An 18,568-nucleotide genomic window follows, 5' to 3' on the forward strand; every position below is an offset into this window, starting at 1 on the left:
AGTATCGACCGCACCCACCCCGCTCCCAGGTCCTGGAGGATCGATGAGCTCCATTCCGGACGCCCGCCCCGACCGCACGGAGAACCACACGCTCACCCGCCGCGCCTTCACGGCGGCCGGAGCCCTCGCCGGAGTCGGCGCGTTCGTCGCCGGCTCCCCCGCCTTCGCCGCCGTCCGCCGCGGCACCGCCGACGCCCTGGTCCCCGCGTTCCCCGGCGCGCTGGGCTGCGGCATGTACACGACCGGCGGCCGCGGCGGCGACGTCTACGAGGTGACCAACCTGAACGACTCCGGGCAGGGGTCGCTGCGCGAGGGCGTGAAGGGCAGCAACCGCACCGTCGTCTTCCGCGTCTCCGGCACCATCTACCTGAGCTCACGGCTGGACATCAGCGGTTCCAACCTCACCGTCGCCGGCCAGACCGCGCCCGGCGACGGCATCTGCATCGCCGGCTACCCGACGCGCATCGCCGGGCAGAACGTCGTCGTGCGGTACCTACGCTGCCGGATGGGCGACATCGCCGGGGTCACCGAGGACGCGATGTGGTTCCGCCGCACCGCCGACGTCGTGCTCGATCACTGTTCGCTGACGTGGAGCACCGACGAGGCGCTGTCGCCGTACGAGAACACCCGGGTATCGGTGCAGTGGTGCATCGTCGGCGAGAGCCTGACGATGTCGGTGAACCCGGAGGGGAGGCACGGCTATGGCGGCATCTGGGGTGGCGAGAACGTGTCGTTCCACCACAACCTGATCATCCACAACTCCAGCCGCAACCCGCGGTTCGCGCCGGTCAACGCCACCGGGCCGGACTACGCGCTGACCGTCGACCACCAGAACAACGTCATCTACAACTGGGGATTCAACTCCGCCTACGGCGGCGAGGACTCGGCCGGGATCAACATGATCGGCAACTACTACCGGCCCGGACCGGACACGCTGGCCGAGGTCCGCGACCGCATCGTCGAGCCGACGGTGAGCACGCTCGGCGGGCCCGGCGTCTGGTACGTCGCGGACAACTACGTCGACGGGTCACCCGAGGTGACCGCCGACAACACGCTCGGCATCGACGGCGACGTGCCGGTCACGCTGCGCACCGAGCCGGTGCCGTTCCCGCAGCCGCTGCCGGCCGAGGCGGCCACCATCGCGTTCGAGCGGGTGCTGAACGAGGCCGGCGCGATCCTGCCGCGTCGCGACTCCGTCGACGCCCGGCTGGTCGAGGACGTGCGGCGGCGCACCGGCCGGCTGATCAACTCGCAGACGGAGGTGGGCGGCTGGCCGCCGCTGGCCTCGGCGCCCGCGCCCGTCGACAGCGACCACGACGGCATTCCCGACGACTGGGAGCTGGCCCACGGGCTGGACCCGAGCGACCCGGCCGACGGCAACGCCGTCGGCACCGACGGCTACACGAACCTGGAGCGCTACCTGAACTCCATCACCGGCCCGTCCTCGGCGAACCCGTCGGTCACGCTGCTGCAGCCCGGGACGAACGCCCTGGTGGCGGCGGCGAGAGCGGAAGCGCGCGTGGTGCTGAACGCGAGCGCCACCGGCCGCGGCGCCGCGATCGACCGGGTCGAGTTCTACGCCGGCGACGAGCTGGTCGGCACGGCCACCCGGGCGCCGTACCGGGTGGAGTGGACCGGCGTCGCGGACGGCACGTACTTCGTCACCGCCCGCGCCGTCGATGCCGACGGCAACGCGACGTCCACCCCGTCGACGCCGGTGCACGTCAACCGGATCACCCGTACCGCGCCGTGGGTGAGCGTCGACGTCGGCGGCGTGCCGGTACGCGGGGCGACCTCGGTCGACGGCGGCGTGGTGACGGTGAAGGGCTCCGGCGCGATCGGCGGGACGGCGGACCGCTTCCGGTTCGCGCACCAGCGGCGCGACGGCGACTGCGAGATCGTCGCCCGGATCGACGCGATCAGCAAGGTGTACCCGGAGGTCGCCGCCGCCGTGATGATCCGCGCCGACCTCGCACCGTCCGCCCCGTTCGCGATGATGGAGCTGACCTACCTCGGCAGCGGCAAGGTGTCGCGGTTCTCGGCCCGGGCCGCGCACGGCGCCGAGGCCACCGTCGCTCAGTATCCGGCCGTCCCGGAGGAGGTGCCGATCGACACCCCCTACTGGGTCCGCCTCACCCGCCGCGGCTCGACCGTCGCCGGCGCCGTCTCCCCCGACGGCGTGACGTGGCACGAGGTCGGCGCCGCGGAGGTCGCGCTCCCGCCGTCCGCGTTCCTCGGGCTCGCCGTCGACGGCCACCAGGAGAACACCGTCAACGCGCGGTACACGACGGCCAAGTTCAGCGCGATCGAGGTGCGCTGAGCTCTCGCCCCGCGGGCGTCGATGGCGAGTTGCTACGGCTCTGGCGGTAGTAGCTCGCCCTCGACGGCGTCGAGTCAGGTCGTCGTCGGGAAGTGGTAGCTGGCGGCGATCGGGTGGTCGACGCGCGGCCAGCGCGACGTCACGACCTTGGCCCGGGTGTAGAACGCGATCCCCTCCGGTCCGTGGACGTGCGACTGGCCGAACAGCGAGTCCTTCCAGCCGCCGAAGGAGTAGTACGCCATCGGCACCGGGATGGGCACGTTGATGCCGATCATGCCGACCTTCACCCCGCGCTGGAACCGCCGCGCCGCCTCGCCGGAGCCGGTGAAGATGGCCGTGCCGTTGCCGTACGGGTTCGCGTTGATCAGCGCGATCGCCTCGTCCACGTCATCGGCGCGGACGACGGAGAGCACCGGCCCGAAGATCTCGTCGCGGTACACCTCCATCGACGGCGTGACGTGGTCGAGCACGGTCGGGCCGACGAAGAAGCCGTCCTCGTGGCCCGGCACCACCAGCCCGCGCCCGTCGACGGCCACCCGCGCGCCCTGCCGCTCGCCGGAGTCGACGTAGCCGGTGATCCGGTCGCGGGCGGCGGCCGTCACGACCGGCCCCATCTCGCTGGCCTCGTCGCGTCCAGGGCCGACGCGGACCGCCTTCGCCTTGGCCGCGACGGCGTCGACCAGCTGGTCCGCGCCGGTCCCGACGGCGACCGCCGCCGAGATCGCCATGCACCGCTCCCCCGCCGAGCCCATCGCCGCGGCGACCAGGTGGTCGGAGGCGAAGTCGAGGTCGGCGTCGGGCAGCACGACGGCGTGGTTCTTCGCCCCGCCCAGCGCCTGGACGCGCTTGCCGTTCGCGCTGGCGCGCTGGTGGATGTAGCGCGCGATCGGGGTGGAGCCGACGAACGACACCGCCGCGACGTCGGGGTGGTCCAGCAGCGCGTCGACGGCGGTCTTGTCGCCGTTGAGGACGGTGAACACGCCCTCGGGCAGTCCGGCTTCGGCCCACAGCTTCGCCACCAGCAGCGACGCCGACGGATCCCGCTCGCTCGGCTTGAGCACGAACGCGTTGCCGCAGGCGATGGCGACCGGGTGCATCCACATCGGGACCATCACCGGGAAGTTGAACGGCGTGATGCCGGCGACGACGCCGAGCGGCTCGCGGAAGCTGAAGACGTCCACGCCGGTCGAGACCTGGTCGGAGTAGTCGCCCTTGAGCAGGTGCGGGATGCCGCAGGCGAACTCGACCACCTCGAGGCCGCGCTGCACCTCGCCGAGCGCGTCGGACACCACCTTGCCGTGCTCGTCGGCGATGATCTCGGCCAGCTCGCGGGCGTGCCGGGCGACCAGCTCGCGGAAGGCGAACAGGACGTTGGTCCGCTTGGTGAGCGAGGTCTGCGACCAGCTCTCGAACGCCTTCGCGGCGGTCGAGACGGCCAGGTCGACGTCCACTGGCTCGGCCAGCAGGACCTCGGCCTGCTGCTCCCCCGTCGCCGGGTTCCACACCGGCGCCGTGCGGGTCGAGCCCGCCCGCGTGGCGCCGCCGCCGATCCAGTGCTCGATGGTCCTCATGCGTCACTCTCCTCCGTGCTCGACGGGCCGACCAGCGGCCGCTGTGCCTTCTTCTGCCGCTCGTACTCCGCGCGCGCGGAGCGCGTGGTGTCCAGGGCCGCCGTCTCGCTGACGGGGACGTCCCACCACGAGTCGCTGTCCGGCGCGCCGGCGAGCGGGTCGGTCTCGACGTGGATCAGGATCGGGCCGCCGTCAGCCGGCGCCGCCTTCGCGTCGCGCAGCGCCGCGCGCAGCTCGTCCACGGTCGACACGCGGACGACGGTGACGCCCAGGCTGGCGGCGTTGGCGGCGAGGTCGACCGGGAGGACGTCGCCGTCCAGCCGGCCGCTCTCGCCGGACCGGTAGCGGTAGGCGGTGCCGAACCGCTGCGACCCGAGCGACTCCGACAGCGAGCCGATCGAGGCGAACCCGTGGTTCTGGACCAGGACGACCACGATCTTGATCCGCTCCTGGACGGCCGTCACCAGCTCCTGCGCCATCATCAGGTAGGAGCCGTCGCCGACCAGCACGAACACGTCCCGGTCGGGCGCCGCCATGCGGACGCCGACGCCGGCGGCGATCTCGTAGCCCATGGTCGAGTAGCCGTACTCGACGTGGTAGCCCTTCGGGTCGCGGGTGCGCCAGAGCTTGTGCAGCTCGCCGGGCATCGAGCCGGCCGCGTTGAGCACGACGTCGCGTGGCGCGCTGACCTCGTTGACCGCGCCGATCACCTCCGTCTGCGCGGGCAGCGGCTCGTGGCCCGCGGCGTAGGTGCCGGCGACGACGGCGTCCCATTCGGCGTTCGCCTCCGCGGCGGCCGACCGGTACGACGCCGGCACCGACCAGCCGGCCAGCGCCTCCGTCAGTGCCTCCAGCGCCGCGCGCGCGTCGGCGACCACCGGCAGGCCGGCGTGCTTGGCGCCGTCGAACGCGGCGACGTTGACGTTGACGAACCGCACGCCGGGGTCCTGGAACGCCGTCCGCGACGCCGTCGTGAAGTCGCTGTACCGGGTCCCGATCCCGATGACGACGTCCGCCGACCGGGCGAACCGGTTGGCGCCCGGCGTCCCGGTCGCTCCGACGGCGCCGAGCGCGAGCGGGTGGTCGTACGGCAGGCTGCCCTTGCCGGCCTGGGTCTCGGCGACCGGGATGCCGGTGGCCTCGGCGAACGCCCGCAGGGTGTCGGTGGCCTCGCTGTAGATGAGGCCGCCGCCGGCGACGATGAGCGGGCGCTCCGCCGCCCGGATGACGGCGGCGGCACGGGCCAGCGCGGCCGGCTCGGGGACGGTTCGCGGCACGTGCCACACGCGGCGGGCGAACAGCTCGGCCGGCCAGTCGTACCCCTCGGCCTGCACGTCCTGCGGCATCGCCAGCGTGACGGCGCCGGTCTCGGCCGGGTCGGTGAGCACCCGCATCGCGCCGAGTAGCGCGGCGGGCAGCTGCTCGGGCCGCCAGACCCGGTCGAAGAACCGCGACACCGGCCGGAACGCGTCGTTGACCGTGACGTCCGGGGCGTGCGGCAGCTCCAGCTGCTGCAGGACGGGGTCGGCCACCCGGGTCGCGAACACGTCGCCGGGCAGCAGCAGCACCGGCAGCCGGTTGATCGTCGCCAGCGCCGCACCGGTGACCATGTTCGTCGCGCCCGGCCCGATCGACGACGTGCAGGCCAGCGTCGACAGCCGGTTGCGCATGCGGGCGTAGCCGACCGCCGCGTGCACCATGCCCTGCTCGTTGCGGGCCTGGTGGTACGGCAGCGCGGCGGGATCGTCGAGCTCGGCCTCGAGCAGCGCCTGGCCGAGTCCGGCAACGTTGCCGTGGCCGAAGATGCCGAAGCAGCCCTCGATCAGCCGGTGCTCGACGCCGTCGCGCTCGGTGAACTGCGCGGCCAGGAAGCGGACCGTGGCCTGCGCGACCGTCAGCCTCATCGCTGCTCCTCCGTGGTGCGTCCCATCGGGAGACGGGGGTCGGGATCCTGCGCCGCCCACTCGTCGCGGACCCAGGCGTGCGCGGGGTCGTCGCTGATCAGCCACTCGCGGGTGGCGCCCGGGCCGGCCATGACGTTCAGGTAGTACAGGTGGTAGCCGGGCGCCGCCACCGACGGGCCGTGCCAGCCGTGCGGCACCAGCACGACGTCGCCGGTGCGCACCTCGGCCAGCACGTCGATCGGCCGGTCGTCGGTGCCGTAGACCCGGTGGAAGCCGAACCCGGCCGGGTCGCTGACCTCGAAGTAGTAGATCTCCTCCAGCTCCGACTCCTCGCCGGGGAGGTCCTCGTCGTGCTTGTGCGGCGGGTACGACGACCAGTTGCCGGCCGGCGTGATCACCTCGACGGCGATCAGCCGGTCCGCCTCGAACGTGTCCGCCGAGCCGAAGTTGTGCACCTGCCGGGTGGCGTTCCCGGCGCCGCGGATCTCGACCGCGACGTCGTCGACGCCGACGTAGCGGGCGGCCAGCCGGTTCGTGCAGGGCGCGGCCGGCAGCGCGAACCGGGCGCCGTCGGCGTCGTGACCGGCGGCGATGACGGTGACTGACGCGTCGCGCGGCACGTAGACGGTGTCGGACGGGCCGCTGAACACGTCCGGCCGGCCGGCCAGCTCGAACCGCTCGCCGTCGACGACGATCGTCCCGCCGCCGCTGAGCGGCAGCACGAACAGCTCCTCGGCGCCGGAGCCGAACGTGTGCGTCTCCCCCGGCCCCAGCTCGAGCACGCGCAGCGACGTCCACCGCCAGCCGCCGACGGTGGACGGCGTCAGCTCGACGGCGTACGGGCCGCGGCCGGCGCTGCCGGCCGGGTGGTACCAGCGGCTCATAGCAGGCTCACCGCCGTGTCGACCGCCGCCGCGACGTCGCCGTCCGGCGGGTAGAGCAGCGTCCGCCCGACCACCAGGCCGAGCGCCGTCGGGAGCCGCAGCACCTTCTCCCACTGCCGGAACGCCGCGTCCGGGTCGTCCGGCACCTCGCCGCCGAGCAGCACCGCCGGCAGCGTCGAGGCCGCCAGCACCCGCTCCATGCCGGCCGGGTCGTCGTCGACGACCGGCAGCTTCAGCCAGGTGTAGGCCGACGTCGTGCCCAGGCCCGCGGCGACGGCCACCGAGCGGATCACCGCCTCGGTGGACAGGTCGTTGCGCAGCCGGCCGTCGGCGTCGCGATGCGAGATGAACGGCTCGACCAGCGCCACCTTGCGGCGGGCGGCCAGCGCGTCGACGGCGTGTGCGCACGCCTGCAGCGTCGGCGCCGTCGCCGGGTCGTCGGGGTCGATGCGCAGCAGCATCTTGCCCATCTCGAACCCCATGGCGTCGATGCCGGCGGCGTCGTAGCCGGTGAACCGGTCGTCGATCTCGAAGACCGTGCCGGCCAGGCCGCCGCGGTTCATCGAGCCGACCACGACCTTGCCGTCCAGCGCGCCGAGCAGCAGCAGGTCCTCGAGCACGTCCGCCGTGGCCAGCACGCCGTTGACCCCGGGCCGGCCGAGCGCGACGACCAGGCGGTCCAGCAGCTCGCCGCGGTCGGCCATCGCCAGTGCGTCGCGCCCGGCCCGCAGCGCTCCGCGCGCCGGGTGGTCGGCCGCGATGACCATGAGCTTGCCGGTCGGCCCGAGCAGTGAGTCGGGGCGCTTGCGCGCGGCGGCCGCCGCGGCGATCGCCTCCGGCCGGTGGATACGCGTCTCGACGATCGCGCGCAGCTGGTCAGCGGGCATCTGCACCCTCCATGAGCCCTTCCGATGTCGGGTGATGCAAGGAACGCGAACCGTCCATGTCAGCCTCCATCCCTGAACCGAGGGCTCAGGGAGACCTTCGGCCCCCCATCGCCCGTCGGTCTTGCATCACCCTCCAGGAACGCGGCGACCTCGGCCGTCGTCGGCATGGCGTCGGAGCAGGCCAGCCGGGTCGCGACGATCGCGCCGGCGGCATTGGCGAAGCGGACCGCCTCGCCCAGCGGGCGCCCGGCCAGCAGCTGGTGGCACAGCGCGCCGCCGAACGCGTCGCCGGCACCGAGCCCGTTCAGCACGTCGACGGGGATCGGCGGCACCTCGTACTCGCCGCTGTCGTCGACGGCGAGCACGCCCTTCGGGCCCTGCTTGACGACGGCGACGGCGACGCCGTGCTCCTCGCGCAGCGCCGTGGCCGCGGCGTGCGGCTCGCGCGTGCCGACCGCCGTCTCGCACTCGTCCAGGTTGCCGACAGCGTGTGTGACGTGCCGCAACGCCTCCTGGACGATCGGCCGGGCCGCCTCGCGCGACTCCCAGAACATCGGCCGGTAGTCGAGGTCGAGGACGGTGATGCCGTTCCTGCCGCGGGCCTCCAGCGCCGCGAGCGTGGCCGAGCGGCTGGGCTCCTGGCACAGGCCGGTGACCGTCGCCCAGAAGATGCCGGCGCCGCGGACCGCGTCGAGGTCGAGCTCGTCGGCCGTGATCCGCAGGTCCGGCGCCGTCGGCGTACGGCCGTAGAAGTAGATCGGGAAGTCGTCCGGCGGGAAGATCTCGCACAGCGTCACCGGCGTGGCGAGGTCGTCGACGGCGGTGACGAAGCGGTCGTCGACGCCGTACCCCGTCAGCGCCCGGTGGACGAAGCGGCCGAGCGGGTCGGCGCCGGTGCGGGTGATGACGGCGGACCGGCGGCCGTGCCGGGCGGCGGCGACGGCGACGTTGGTGGCCGAGCCGCCGAGGTACTTGGTGAACGTGGTGACGTCCTCGAGCCCGACGCCGGCCTGGTTCGGGTAGATGTCGACGCCGACCCGTCCGATGGTCAGAACCTCGTGGTTCATGCCTCGCGCACCTCGCTGACGGTGACGACGCGGCCCTCCCGGCGCGAGAGCGTGGCGGCCTCGGCGACGTAGAAGCTCTCCAGCGCGTCGGCGACGGTGCACGGGCTCTCGCGCTCGCCGCGCGCGACGTCGACGAACGCGGCGATCTCGGCCTGATAGGCGGGCAGGAACCGCGACCAGAACTCGCGGAACGGGGTCCCCTCGGGGAAGGCGACGCCCGGCTCGGCCGACGTCAGCGCCGCCTGGTCGTCCAGGCCGACGACGTGCGTGCCGGCCGTGCCCGCGACCTCCATGCGCACGTCGTAGCCGGCGCCGTTGTAGCGCGAGCCCTGCAGCGTCGCCAGCGTGCCGTCGTCGAGCGTCAGGACCGCGGCCGACTCGTCGACGTCGCCGCTGGCGGCGAAGACCTCGGCGCCGCGGTTCGCGCCGGTCGCGTACACCGTCGCCACCTCGCGGCCGGTCACCCAGCGCAGGATGTCGAAGTCGTGGATGTGGCAGTCGCGGAAGATGCCGCCGGATGTCGGGACGTACGACGGGTGCGGCGGCTCGGCGTCGGCGGTGATGAGGTGCAGGCGGCGGACCTCGCCGAGGGCGCCCGCGCGGACCGCGTCGCGGGCGGCGGCGTAGCCGGCGTCGAACCGGCGCTGGAAGCCGATCTGGGTCGGCACGCCCGCGGCCTCGACGGCGGCCAGGACGGCGCGCGTCCCGGCGACGTCGGCGGCGACCGGCTTCTCGCAGAACACCGGCAGCCCGGCCTCGGCGGCGGCGATCATCAGCTCGGCGTGCGCGGACGTGGCGGCCGCGATGACCACGGCGTCCACGTCACGGAAGGCGTCGCCCGGGGCGGCGACGGCCTCGACGCCCAGCTCGTCGGCGACCTTGCCGGCCCGGGCCGGATCGGCGTCGGCCAGCTTGACCGCCGTCACGGCCGGATGGTCGCGCACCACCTGTGCATGGGCCGCCCCGATGCGGCCGACCCCGACGAACCCTACGCGCATGCCCGCTCCTTCGACTTTGTCTTGACAAACTAACATACTGACGAAGCCTGCCCGGGGTCGCCCTACGATCCGGACCGGCTTCGGCGGTCTATCGTGGAAGCGCATTCCTACGGAGACGGGAGACACATGGCCGAGCAACCGCGCGGTTCGGTCACGCTCATGGACGTCGCGGCCCGGGCCGGTGTCTCGCTGGCCACGGCGTCGCGTGCCCTCAACGGCAGCACCCGCAAGGTCGGCGACGACCTCCGCGAGCGCGTGCTCGCCGCCGCCCGCAGTCTCAACTACGCCGCCAACGCGCAGGCCCAGGCCATGGCGCGCGGCCGCACCAACGTCGTCGGACTGGTGGTGCACGACATCGCCGACCCGTACTTCTCCTCCATCGCCGCCGGCGTCATGGAGGCCGCCGAGGGCCACCAGGTGCTCGTCACGCTCGGCAGCACGCTGCGCCGTCCCGAGCGCGAGGTCGACTACCTCGTCGCGCTGCGCGGCCAGCGCAGCCGCGCGGTCATCCTGGCCGGCAGCCGCATGGACGACAGCCCGGTCGCCGAGGCCCTGCGCCGCGAGATCGACATCTTCGAGAACGACGGCGGCAACGTCGTCGCCATCTCGCAGAAGCAGCTGCCGGTCGACACCGTCGTCATCGAGAACCGGCTCGGCGCCCGCGACCTCGCCACGTCGCTGGTCGGGCTGGGGTACCGCCGCTTCGGCGTGCTGGCCGGCCCCGACGCCATGCTCACCGCGCGCGACCGCGTCCACGGGTTCCGCGAGGGCCTCGGCCGCTCCGGCGTCGACCTCGACACCGCGCTCGTCGTCCACGGCGCGTTCACCCGCGACGGCGGCTACCAGGCCATGAGCACGCTGCTGGACCGCGTCGGCGAGCTCGACTGCGTCTTCGCGGTCAACGACGTCATGGCGGTCGGCGCGATGGTCGCCTGCCGCGAGCACGGGCTGTCGATCCCGCAGGATCTCGGCCTGGCCGGCTTCGACGACATCAGCACGCTCCGCGACGTCAACCCGGCGCTGACGACGGTCCGGCTGCCGCTGGAGAAGGTCGGCGCGACGGCGTTCGAGCTGGTGCTCAGCGCCGCCGAGCGGACCAAGCCGCGCACCCGGCGCATCAAGGGCGAGGTCGTCCTGCGGCAGAGCACGCGGCACGTCACCACCCCCTGACCCCCTCCAGCCCCGGCCCTTCCGCCGCCACTGGCCGGCCTCCACCGCCAACCCCTCGTTGATCTTGGAGTTGTTCGGCAATTGTGGGGCGATTTGCCCGATAGATGGCCGAACAACTCCAAGATCAACTTCTTGGGTGGTGGCGCAAAACGTTTGGCGCGCCGCGGCGGCGCGTGGGGTAAGCGCCTTCCCGATTTGGGCAGGTGGGACGACGAATTGCGCCGGAACCGCCCGCCACCTGGCGACATCCCCGGCACACCAGAGCTTGCGCGCCCGCGCCGCCACGCCGTACGGTGGGTGGGCAAGCGCTTTCCACAGGAGGTGGCATGGCAGTCAAGTCGCTCGGTGTCGTGATGAACGGCGTCACCGGCCGGATGGGCTACCGGCAGCATCTGGTCCGGTCGGTCCTCGCGATCAACGAGCAGGGCGGGGTCGAGCTGTCCGACGGCTCCCGCGTCAGGCTCGATCCGGTCCTGGTGGGCCGCAACGAGGAGAAGCTGCGCGACATCGCGACCCGGCACGGCGTGGAGCGGTGGACCACCGACCTCGACGCCGCGCTCGGCGACGCCGCGAACGTCGTCTACTTCGACGCCCAGCTCACCTCGGTGCGCGAGGAGTCGATCGTCAAGGCGATCGACGCCGGCAAGCACGTCTACACCGAGAAGCCGGTGTCCGAGACCGTCGAGGGCGCGCTCACGCTGGCCAAGCAGGCGAAGACAGCGGGCGTCAAGAACGGTGTGGTGCACGACAAGCTCTTCCTGCCCGGGCTGCTCAAGCTGCGCCGGCTCATCGACAGCGGGTTCTTCGGCCGCATCCTGTCGGTGCGCGGCGAGTTCGGCTACTGGGTGTTCGAGGGCGACTGGCAGGAGGCGCAGCGGCCGAGCTGGAACTACCGCGCCGAGGACGGCGGCGGCATCGTCGTCGACATGTTCTGCCACTGGGACTACGTGCTGACGAACCTGTTCGGCCGGGTCGAGGCCGTGACCGCGAAGGCCGTCACGCACATCCCGGAGCGGTGGGACGAGCGCGGGCGGCGCTACGACGTCACGGCCGACGACGCCGCGTACGCGATCTTCGAGCTGGCCGGCGGGGTGATCGCGCAGTTCAACTCGTCGTGGGCGGTCCGCGTGCACCGCGACGAGCTGCTGGAGCTGCAGGTCGACGGCACGCTGGGCAGCGCCGTCGCCGGGCTGCACCACTGCGTCATCCAGCCGCGCACCGCGACGCCGCGGCCGACGTGGAACCCCGACCTCGCCGACGAGCAGCGCTACCGCGATCAGTGGCAGGAGGTCCCCGACAACTCGCCGCCGCAGAACGGCTTCAAGGCGCAGTGGGAGCAGTTCGTGCGCCACGTCGTGGAGGACGCGCCGCACCCGTACGACTTCCTCGCCGGCGCGCGCGGCGTGCGGCTGGCGCAGGCCGGGCTGCAGTCGTCGAACGACGGGTGCCGGGTCGAGCTGCCGGAGCTGGCGCTGTGAGCGGCGGCGGTGCGGTGGTGCGGCTGCCGGGCGCGGACGGCACGCTGCGCCCGTACACGATGAACGAGCCGCGTACGTGGGACCGGCCGTCGTCGCCGATCACGTCGCGGGTGGCGTTCGCCGCCGCCCACGTCGTCGCCGACCCGCTGGGCGAGAACCGGCCCGGCGCGCCCGCCGTCGTCGACTGGGAGCACACGCTGGCGTTCCGGCGGCACCTGTGGTCGTACGGTCTGGGCGTCGCCGAGGCGATGGACACCGCGCAGCGCGGCATGGGCCTGGACTGGGCGGCGACGAAGGAGCTGATCAGGCGCAGCGCGGCCGAGGCGCGGGCCGCCGGCGGCCGGATCGCGGCCGGCGCCGGCACCGACCAGCTGGCCGGTCCCGTCTCGGGTCTGGACGAGGTCGCGGCCGCGTACGAAGAGCAGCTCGAGGTCGTCGAGGACGCCGGCGCGCAGGTCATCCTCATGGCCAGCCGCCAGCTGGCCGCCGTCGCGACCGGCCCCGACGACTACCGGAAGGTCTACGACCGGCTGCTCGCCCAGGCGTCGGCGCCGCTGATCCTGCACTGGCTGGGCCCGATGTTCGACCCCGCCCTGGCCGGCTACTGGGGTGCCGACGACGTGAGCGTCGCGGCCGACCACGTGGTGGCGCTGATCGCGGACCACGCGGCGAAGGTCGACGGCATCAAGGTGTCGCTGCTGGACGCGTCGTTCGAGGAGGCGCTGCGCTCGCAACTGCCGTCCGGCGTGCGGCTGTACACCGGCGACGACTACAACTATCCGTCGCTGATCCGCGGGTCGTCGGACGCGCTGCTCGGCATCTTCGCGGCGATCGCGCCGGCGGCGTCGACCGCGCTGCAGGCGCTGGACCGCGGCGACCTGTCCGCGTACGACGACGCGTTCGCGCCGACCGTGCCGCTGGCCCGTCAGGTGTTCGGCGAGCCGACGTACTACTACAAGGCCGGCATCGCGTTCCTCGCCTGGCTGTCCGGCCTGCAGCCGGGGTTCGTCATGGTCGGGGGGCTGCAGAGCGCGCGGTCGCTCCCCCACCTGGTGCGCACGTTCGAGCTGGCCGACGCGGCCGGGCTCTTCCCGGACCCGGAGGTCGCGGCCGCGCGGATGTCCGGCCTGCTGTCGACATACGGGGTGGCGTGATGGACCGGCTGTCGCTGAACCAGCGGACGACGGAGCGGTGGTCCGTCGCCGAGGCCGTCGAGGGATGCGTCCGGGCCGGTATCGGCTCGATCGGGCTCTGGCGCGAGCCGGTGCACGAGTGCGGGGTCGACGCGGCCGCGCGCCTGGTGGCGGAAGCCGGGCTGCGGGTGTCGTCGCTGTGCCGGGGCGGGTTCATCACGGCGCCTCCGGGGCCGGAACGCGACGCCGCGCTGGACGACAACCGCCGGGCGATCGACGAGGCGGCCGCGCTGGGCGCCGACTGCCTGGTCCTGGTGGTCGGCGGCCTGCCGGACGGGTCCCGTGACCTCGCCGGCGCCCGGGCGCGGGTGGCCGACGGGGTGGACACGCTGGTGCCGTACGCCGAGGCCGCGGGGGTGCGGCTGGCGCTGGAGCCCATGCACCCCCTGTACTGCGCCGACCGCGGCGTGCTGTCGACACTCGACCAGGCCCTCGACATGGCCGCCCCGTTCGCCCCGTCGTCGGTGGGCGTCGTCGTCGACACCTTCCACGTCTGGTGGGACCCGCGGGTCGAGGACGCGATCGCGCGGGCGGCCGGCCGCATCGCCAGCTTCCAGGTGTGCGACTGGATCACCCCGTTCCCGGCGGACGCCCTGCTCTCGCGCGGCATGATGGGCGACGGCCACATCGACTTCCGGCACTTCCGCCGACTGGTCGAGGCCGCCGGCTACGACGGCCCGATCGAGGTCGAGATCTTCAACGCCGACCTCTGGGCCGCCGACCCCGACGAGGTGGTCGCACTGATGCGCAAGCGCTACGAGGAGCACGTTCTCGGCTGACGTCGACCGAGCCGGGGCCACTGGCCTTGGCACGCCTGAGCGTCACTCGAAACCGGACAATCCGGTCACTCCAGCGACGCCCAGGCGTGCCAAGCACGTGGCCCGTCGCGCCACGTGCCGTCGCGGCGGAACCGATTGGGAACCGGGCGCCTCCGCCTGCTAAAGTTCAGCGTCGGCCGGAACGTTCGGTCCGCCGATCCCGCATAGCTCAATTGGCAGAGCATCTGACTGTTAATCAGAGGGTTCCTGGTTCGAGTCCAGGTGCGGGAGCCACACCCCGGGTCGCCGCTGCCGAGCCGACCCCAACCCCGCCTAAGGCCACACTTACTCACAGCTCCGCCCCCGGGCGGCTCTGTGCGTCTCAGGGTCTACGGTTCGCCGCCGAGCAGCGGGCCAACTTCGCCCTGCTTGCCGCAGCGGCGGCACACGAGGTAGCGACTGCCGTCGTCCGTGGACCGCCACTGCCACTTGTGCCAGCCCACGCGGCACAGCAGTGCCTTCGCCATGTCCTTATTGTGAGGATTATTCCGATATCTGTCGACGGCGACTTGGAGGCTGGCTTCGGGGGTTCCCTGGGTTCACCGACCACGGACTCGGGGTCCGAACAGACCCGAACGCGCCACCGGCCGATACGTACGGGCCGCACAGCGACCAGCCGGAGCCCCGTCGCGCCCAGCTCCGGCCGCCCGCTCGAGCCGTACCTCACCGGCGCACTGGGTAGCGCAGGTGCAGGGCGCGTTTGCCCTGGACGACCACCGGGTCCTCGAGCAGCTGGTGTCCGCCGCCGAGCGCCGAGAAGTACGGGATTCCCTCCCCGAACAGCACCGGCACGAGGCTGACGCACACCTCGTCGAGCAGGCCGAGCGCGAGCGCCTGTTGCGTGATGTTCGCGCTGGCGATCGTGACGTTCTTGTCGCCGGCGATCCGCTTCGCCCGCTCGACCGCCGCGGCGACGCCGTCGACGAAGGTCGTGGTGGGCCACTTCTCGGCCGCGTCCGCCGGCGGGCGATGCGTGACCACCACGACGGGCGCGCCGGCCGGGTGCCGGTCGCCCCAGCCGTCGGCGATGTCGAACAGGCGCCGGCCGGCGACGAGCGCACCGGTGTCCTCGGTCAGGTCGCGCAGGATCGCCGCGCTCGCCTCGTCGACCTGGAACGTGATGCCCTCGTTGGCGCTCGGCACCGTCACATCGCCTGCGCCGTACCACTCGAACAGCTCGCCGATGCCGTCGTCGGGCTGTGCGATGTAGCCGTCCAGCGACATCGTCATGTGGCTGAAGACCTTGCCCATCGTGGACCTCCTCTGCGTGTCGTCTCCGATGTATCGACCTCGGTCAGCGGGCGAACTCATCGTGGCAGCGCCGGCCACAGGTCGCGGCGACCGGCCGAGCCGCGCACACCGCTGCGTGCGGCCGCGTACGCTGGCGCTGTGACCAGGTTCGTCATCGGCGCCGACGTGGCGTTCCGGCTCGCGGCCGAGCGGAGCGCCGTCGACGCCGGGCATCAGCTGGTGGCGCCGACGCTGCTCCGCTCGCAGCTGCTGACGCAGCTCTACCAGGCCGTCCGGCGCGGCGAGCTGACGAAGAAGGAGGCCGACGGCCGCCTCGACTACGTCCGCTCGCTGCGCATCCGGCTGCTCGGCGACCGCGTGCTGCAGGCCGTCGCGTGGCGCATCGCCGACCAGCTCGGCTGGCCCGACACCTACGACGCCGAGTACGTCGCCCTCACGCAGCTGCAGGCCGACGCCTTCGTCACCCTCGACACCGCCCTCGCCGACGCCGTACGCGACCTCGTCACCGTAGCGCCGTACGACGCGCTGAGCTGACGTGCGCGTGTATCACCAGGCGAGAACCATGATCAAGGGCGGATTACTGTCGCCAGGGCAGCAGTAAACCGCCCATGACCACGGTCACAACGCGTCAGGCGCGCGGTGCGAACGCGTCGGCCGCCGCCTGGATGCGCGCCACGTAGGCGCGCCACACCTCCGCGTCGCCGAAGTCGTCGTGGTCGGGGCCGGCCCGGCCGTCGATGAGCTCGCGGACGATGTCGGCGTGGCCGGCGTGCCGGGCGGTCTCGGCGAGCATGCGGATGAGGAGCACGCCGAGCGTGGTGTCGGCGCGCTCGGCCGGCCAGTGCGGCACCCGGCCGGGCGCGTCGAGGTCGAGCTCGGCCACGGTCCGGTCGCCGTGCGCGCACGCCCGCCGGTACAGCCCGACGATGTACTCGGTGGACTGATCGGGCGTGACCCACATGTCGGCGTTCTCCCAGACCGAGCCGTCCTCCTCCCAGGCCAGCGTCTCGGGCGGCGGCCGGCCGAAGGACGTGCCGAGGTAGACGTACTCGCCACCGGCCAGGTGCTTGACCAGCCCGAGCAGGTTGGTGCCGGTGGGCGTCAACGGCCGGCGAAGGTCGTACTCGCCCAGCCCGTCGAGCTTGGCCAGCATGCCGTCGCGCGCCTCCTGCAGCTTGCGGTGCAGCTCCGCCTTCACATCCGCCATGCCGCCACCCAACCACCCGGCACCGACAACATCGGCGAGAATCGACCGGTGGGCGCATGGGACCAGGACGGCTACGGGGTGCGGCTCGAGTGGGGCCCGGCCGGCGCGCGTCGACTCGCGCCGCACGTCGCCTGCCTGGTCGTGGTCGACGTGCTGTCGTTCACGACGGCGGTGTCGGTGGCGGCCGACGCCGGCACGACCGTCCACCCCTACGCCTGGCGCGACGAGACGGCCGCGGCGTACGCCGGCAGCGTCGGCGCCCGGCTGGCCGTCGGGCGGAAGGCCGCCACCACCGACCAGCCGTGGTCGCTGTCGCCGGCCGCCCTGCGCGACGCCCCGGTCACGCCGCGGCTGGTGCTGCCGTCGCCGAACGGGTCGGGCATCGCCGCCGCGGCACGCGACGACCCGTCGGTCGCCGTCGTCGCGGGGTGCCTGCGCAACGCGGCGGCCGTCGGGCGGTGGCTGACGGAGTCCGGCTACGGGACCGCCGACCGTCCGGTCGCGGTCGTCCCGGCGGGCGAGCGCTGGCCCGACGGCAGCCTGCGGCCGGCGCTGGAGGACCTACTCGGCGCCGGCGCGATCGTTGCCGCCCTCGGTGGCGCCCGTCCCTCCCCCGAGGCGGCCGCCGCCCGCGCGGCCGTCGACGCCACCGGCGACATCGCGGCCACGCTCCGCGACTGCGCGTCCGGCCGCGAGCTGATCGCCTACGGTTTCCCCGACGACGTCGCCATCGCGGCCGAGCGCGACCACAGCGACGTCGTCCCGGTGCTGGCCGGCGGCGGGTTCAGCCCGGCCTGACCGCCCGGAACGCCGCCGCGAGCGCCGTCAGCCCCACGGGCACCTCGTCGGCCTCGATGGCGCCGTATCCGAGCACCAGCCCGGCGGGCCCACCCGGCTCGGCCCGGTAGGCGGCGAGGGTCTCGACGGCGACGCCGGCGGCCCGCGCCCGCGCGGCGACGGCGTCCGCCACCGCACGGTCGCCGGACCGCAGCAGAGCGCACACGTGCAGCCCGGCCGCCGACGGCACGGTCTCGACGTACGGCGCCAGCTCGCCGGCCAGCCCGGCCAGCAGCGCCGACCGCCGCCGCGCGTACACCTTGGCCGTCCGCCGGATGTGCCGCGCCAGCAGTCCCTCGTCCATGAACCGGGCCAGCGCCGCCTCCGTCGCCACCGGGCCGTGGCCGTCGGCCAGCCGCCGGGCCGCCCGCACGGCCGAGCGCAGCGACGGCGGCACGACGGCGAAGCCCAGCCGCAGGCCGGGCAGCAGCGTCTTGGAGAACGTCCCCACGTAGACGACCCGCCCGCCGGCGTCGAGAGCGTGCAGCGGCTCCAGCGGACGGTCGGCGAAGCGGTACTCGCTGTCGTAGTCGTCCTCGACGACCGCGGCGTCGTGCGCGCCGGCCCACGCCAGCAGGTCGAGCCGGCGCCGCGGCGACATCGCGACGCCGAGTGGGAACTGGTGCGACGGCGTGACGTACACCAGCCGTGCCGCCCGCGGCAGCCGCGACACCACCAGCCCCTCGCCGTCGACCGGCACCCCCACGACCCGCGCGCCGTGCGCCGCGAACGCCTCCCGTGCGGGCGGATAGCCGGGCTCCTCGACGGCGACGACGTCGCCCGGCGCGAGCAGCACGCGGGCGACGAGGTCGAGCGCCTGCTGGGCGCCGTTGGTGACGACGACGTCGTCGGCGCCGGTCCGCACGGAGCGCGCGTAGGCGACGTAGCGTGCGACGGCGGCGCGCAGGTCCGGGTGCCCGGCGGGGTCGGCGTACCCGCCGGGCTCGCGGTCGCGGCCGGCGCCGCGACGGGGCCGCCACTCG

Annotated in this window: 17 protein-coding genes and 1 tRNA gene; 8 read left to right on the top strand and 10 right to left on the bottom strand. The window is 73.5% G+C overall.

All coding sequences use genetic code 11. The features are described from left to right. Positions 1-43: 43 nt before the first annotated feature. A complete protein-coding gene (locus DY240_RS12400) occupies positions 44-2,320 on the top strand; it encodes an Ig-like domain-containing protein (RefSeq protein WP_119660194.1) in 2,277 nt (758 codons plus the stop codon). Between the two features lie 74 nt (positions 2,321-2,394). On the opposite strand, the gene DY240_RS12405 is transcribed toward DY240_RS12400, so the two are convergent. Genes DY240_RS12405 through DY240_RS12430 form a run of 6 tightly spaced genes read right to left on the bottom strand, consistent with a single transcriptional unit; the run spans position 2,395 to position 9,631 of the window. Then, a complete protein-coding gene (locus DY240_RS12405; protein ID WP_119660195.1) occupies positions 2,395-3,891 on the bottom strand; it encodes a CoA-acylating methylmalonate-semialdehyde dehydrogenase in 1,497 nt (498 codons plus the stop codon). Beyond that, entirely contained in the window at positions 3,888-5,795 is a 1,908-nt protein-coding gene (gene iolD / locus DY240_RS12410; protein ID WP_119660196.1) for a 3D-(3,5/4)-trihydroxycyclohexane-1,2-dione acylhydrolase (decyclizing), read from the bottom strand. Before iolD ends, DY240_RS12405 begins: the two co-directional genes overlap by 4 nt. Continuing rightward, the gene (gene iolB, locus DY240_RS12415; protein WP_119660197.1) at positions 5,792-6,679 is read right to left on the bottom strand and encodes a 5-deoxy-glucuronate isomerase; all 888 of its coding nucleotides are present in this window, start codon (positions 6,677-6,679) and stop codon (positions 5,792-5,794) included. The genes iolD and iolB overlap by 4 nt, the downstream gene beginning before the upstream one ends. Further along, positions 6,676-7,566 (bottom strand): Cgl0159 family (beta/alpha)8-fold protein, encoded by an 891-nt coding sequence (locus DY240_RS12420; protein ID WP_119660198.1) that lies wholly within the window; start codon positions 7,564-7,566, stop codon positions 6,676-6,678. Before DY240_RS12420 ends, iolB begins: the two co-directional genes overlap by 4 nt. 59 nt (positions 7,567-7,625) lie before the next feature. Then, entirely contained in the window at positions 7,626-8,633 is a 1,008-nt protein-coding gene (iolC, locus tag DY240_RS12425) for a 5-dehydro-2-deoxygluconokinase (RefSeq protein WP_119660199.1), read from the bottom strand. After that, on the bottom strand, positions 8,630-9,631 hold the full coding sequence (locus DY240_RS12430; RefSeq protein WP_119660200.1) for a Gfo/Idh/MocA family protein: 1,002 nt from the start codon (positions 9,629-9,631) through the stop codon (positions 8,630-8,632). Before DY240_RS12430 ends, iolC begins: the two co-directional genes overlap by 4 nt. A gap of 126 nt (positions 9,632-9,757) precedes the next feature. Between DY240_RS12430 and DY240_RS12435 the strand changes: the two genes are divergently transcribed. The 5 genes from DY240_RS12435 to DY240_RS12455 all read left to right on the top strand — a co-directional run bounded on the left by DY240_RS12435 (position 9,758) and on the right by DY240_RS12455 (position 14,524). Then, entirely contained in the window at positions 9,758-10,801 is a 1,044-nt protein-coding gene (locus DY240_RS12435) for a LacI family DNA-binding transcriptional regulator (protein ID WP_119660201.1), read from the top strand. A 326-nt stretch (positions 10,802-11,127) separates the two neighbouring features. Beyond that, a complete protein-coding gene (locus DY240_RS12440; RefSeq protein WP_119660202.1) occupies positions 11,128-12,279 on the top strand; it encodes a Gfo/Idh/MocA family protein in 1,152 nt (383 codons plus the stop codon). Between the two features lie 59 nt (positions 12,280-12,338). Then, positions 12,339-13,433 (top strand): dihydrodipicolinate synthase family protein, encoded by a 1,095-nt coding sequence (locus tag DY240_RS12445; RefSeq protein ID WP_119660209.1) that lies wholly within the window; start codon positions 12,339-12,341, stop codon positions 13,431-13,433. Next, a complete protein-coding gene (locus DY240_RS12450; RefSeq protein ID WP_119660203.1) occupies positions 13,433-14,251 on the top strand; it encodes a sugar phosphate isomerase/epimerase family protein in 819 nt (272 codons plus the stop codon). Before DY240_RS12445 ends, DY240_RS12450 begins: the two co-directional genes overlap by 1 nt. A gap of 197 nt (positions 14,252-14,448) precedes the next feature. After that, a tRNA-Asn gene (locus tag DY240_RS12455) sits at positions 14,449-14,524 on the top strand. 95 nt (positions 14,525-14,619) lie between these two features. Here DY240_RS12455 and DY240_RS31920 read toward each other — a convergent pair. Together DY240_RS31920 and DY240_RS12460 are read right to left on the bottom strand one after the other, a co-directional pair. Next, positions 14,620-14,757 (bottom strand): hypothetical protein, encoded by a 138-nt coding sequence (locus tag DY240_RS31920; protein WP_158602831.1) that lies wholly within the window; start codon positions 14,755-14,757, stop codon positions 14,620-14,622. A gap of 196 nt (positions 14,758-14,953) precedes the next feature. Next, the gene (locus DY240_RS12460; protein WP_119660204.1) at positions 14,954-15,541 is read right to left on the bottom strand and encodes a dihydrofolate reductase family protein; all 588 of its coding nucleotides are present in this window, start codon (positions 15,539-15,541) and stop codon (positions 14,954-14,956) included. A gap of 138 nt (positions 15,542-15,679) precedes the next feature. Here DY240_RS12460 and DY240_RS12465 point away from each other — a divergent pair, with 138 nt between their 5' ends. Continuing rightward, complete coding sequence (locus tag DY240_RS12465; RefSeq protein WP_119660205.1) at positions 15,680-16,075, top strand: type II toxin-antitoxin system VapC family toxin; 396 nt, start codon at positions 15,680-15,682, stop codon at positions 16,073-16,075. A 94-nt stretch (positions 16,076-16,169) separates the two neighbouring features. Here the strand turns inward: DY240_RS12465 and DY240_RS12470 are convergent, their stop codons facing one another. After that, positions 16,170-16,748, bottom strand: a complete 579-nt coding sequence (locus DY240_RS12470) for a DinB family protein (protein ID WP_119660206.1) — start codon at positions 16,746-16,748, stop codon at positions 16,170-16,172. A 48-nt stretch (positions 16,749-16,796) separates the two neighbouring features. Between DY240_RS12470 and DY240_RS12475 the strand changes: the two genes are divergently transcribed. Then, positions 16,797-17,546: a 2-phosphosulfolactate phosphatase gene (locus DY240_RS12475; protein WP_119660207.1), complete on the top strand. Its 750-nt coding sequence runs from the start codon at positions 16,797-16,799 to the stop codon at positions 17,544-17,546. Here DY240_RS12475 and DY240_RS12480 read toward each other — a convergent pair. Continuing rightward, a partial coding sequence (locus tag DY240_RS12480) for an aminotransferase-like domain-containing protein (RefSeq protein ID WP_147375298.1) occupies positions 17,533-18,568 on the bottom strand: 1,036 nt, incomplete at its 5' end. The genes DY240_RS12475 and DY240_RS12480 overlap by 14 nt on opposite strands.

It is taken from the genome of Jiangella rhizosphaerae, from assembly GCF_003579925.1.
In the GTDB taxonomy this organism is placed as follows: Bacteria; Actinomycetota; Actinomycetes; order Jiangellales; family Jiangellaceae; genus Jiangella; species Jiangella rhizosphaerae.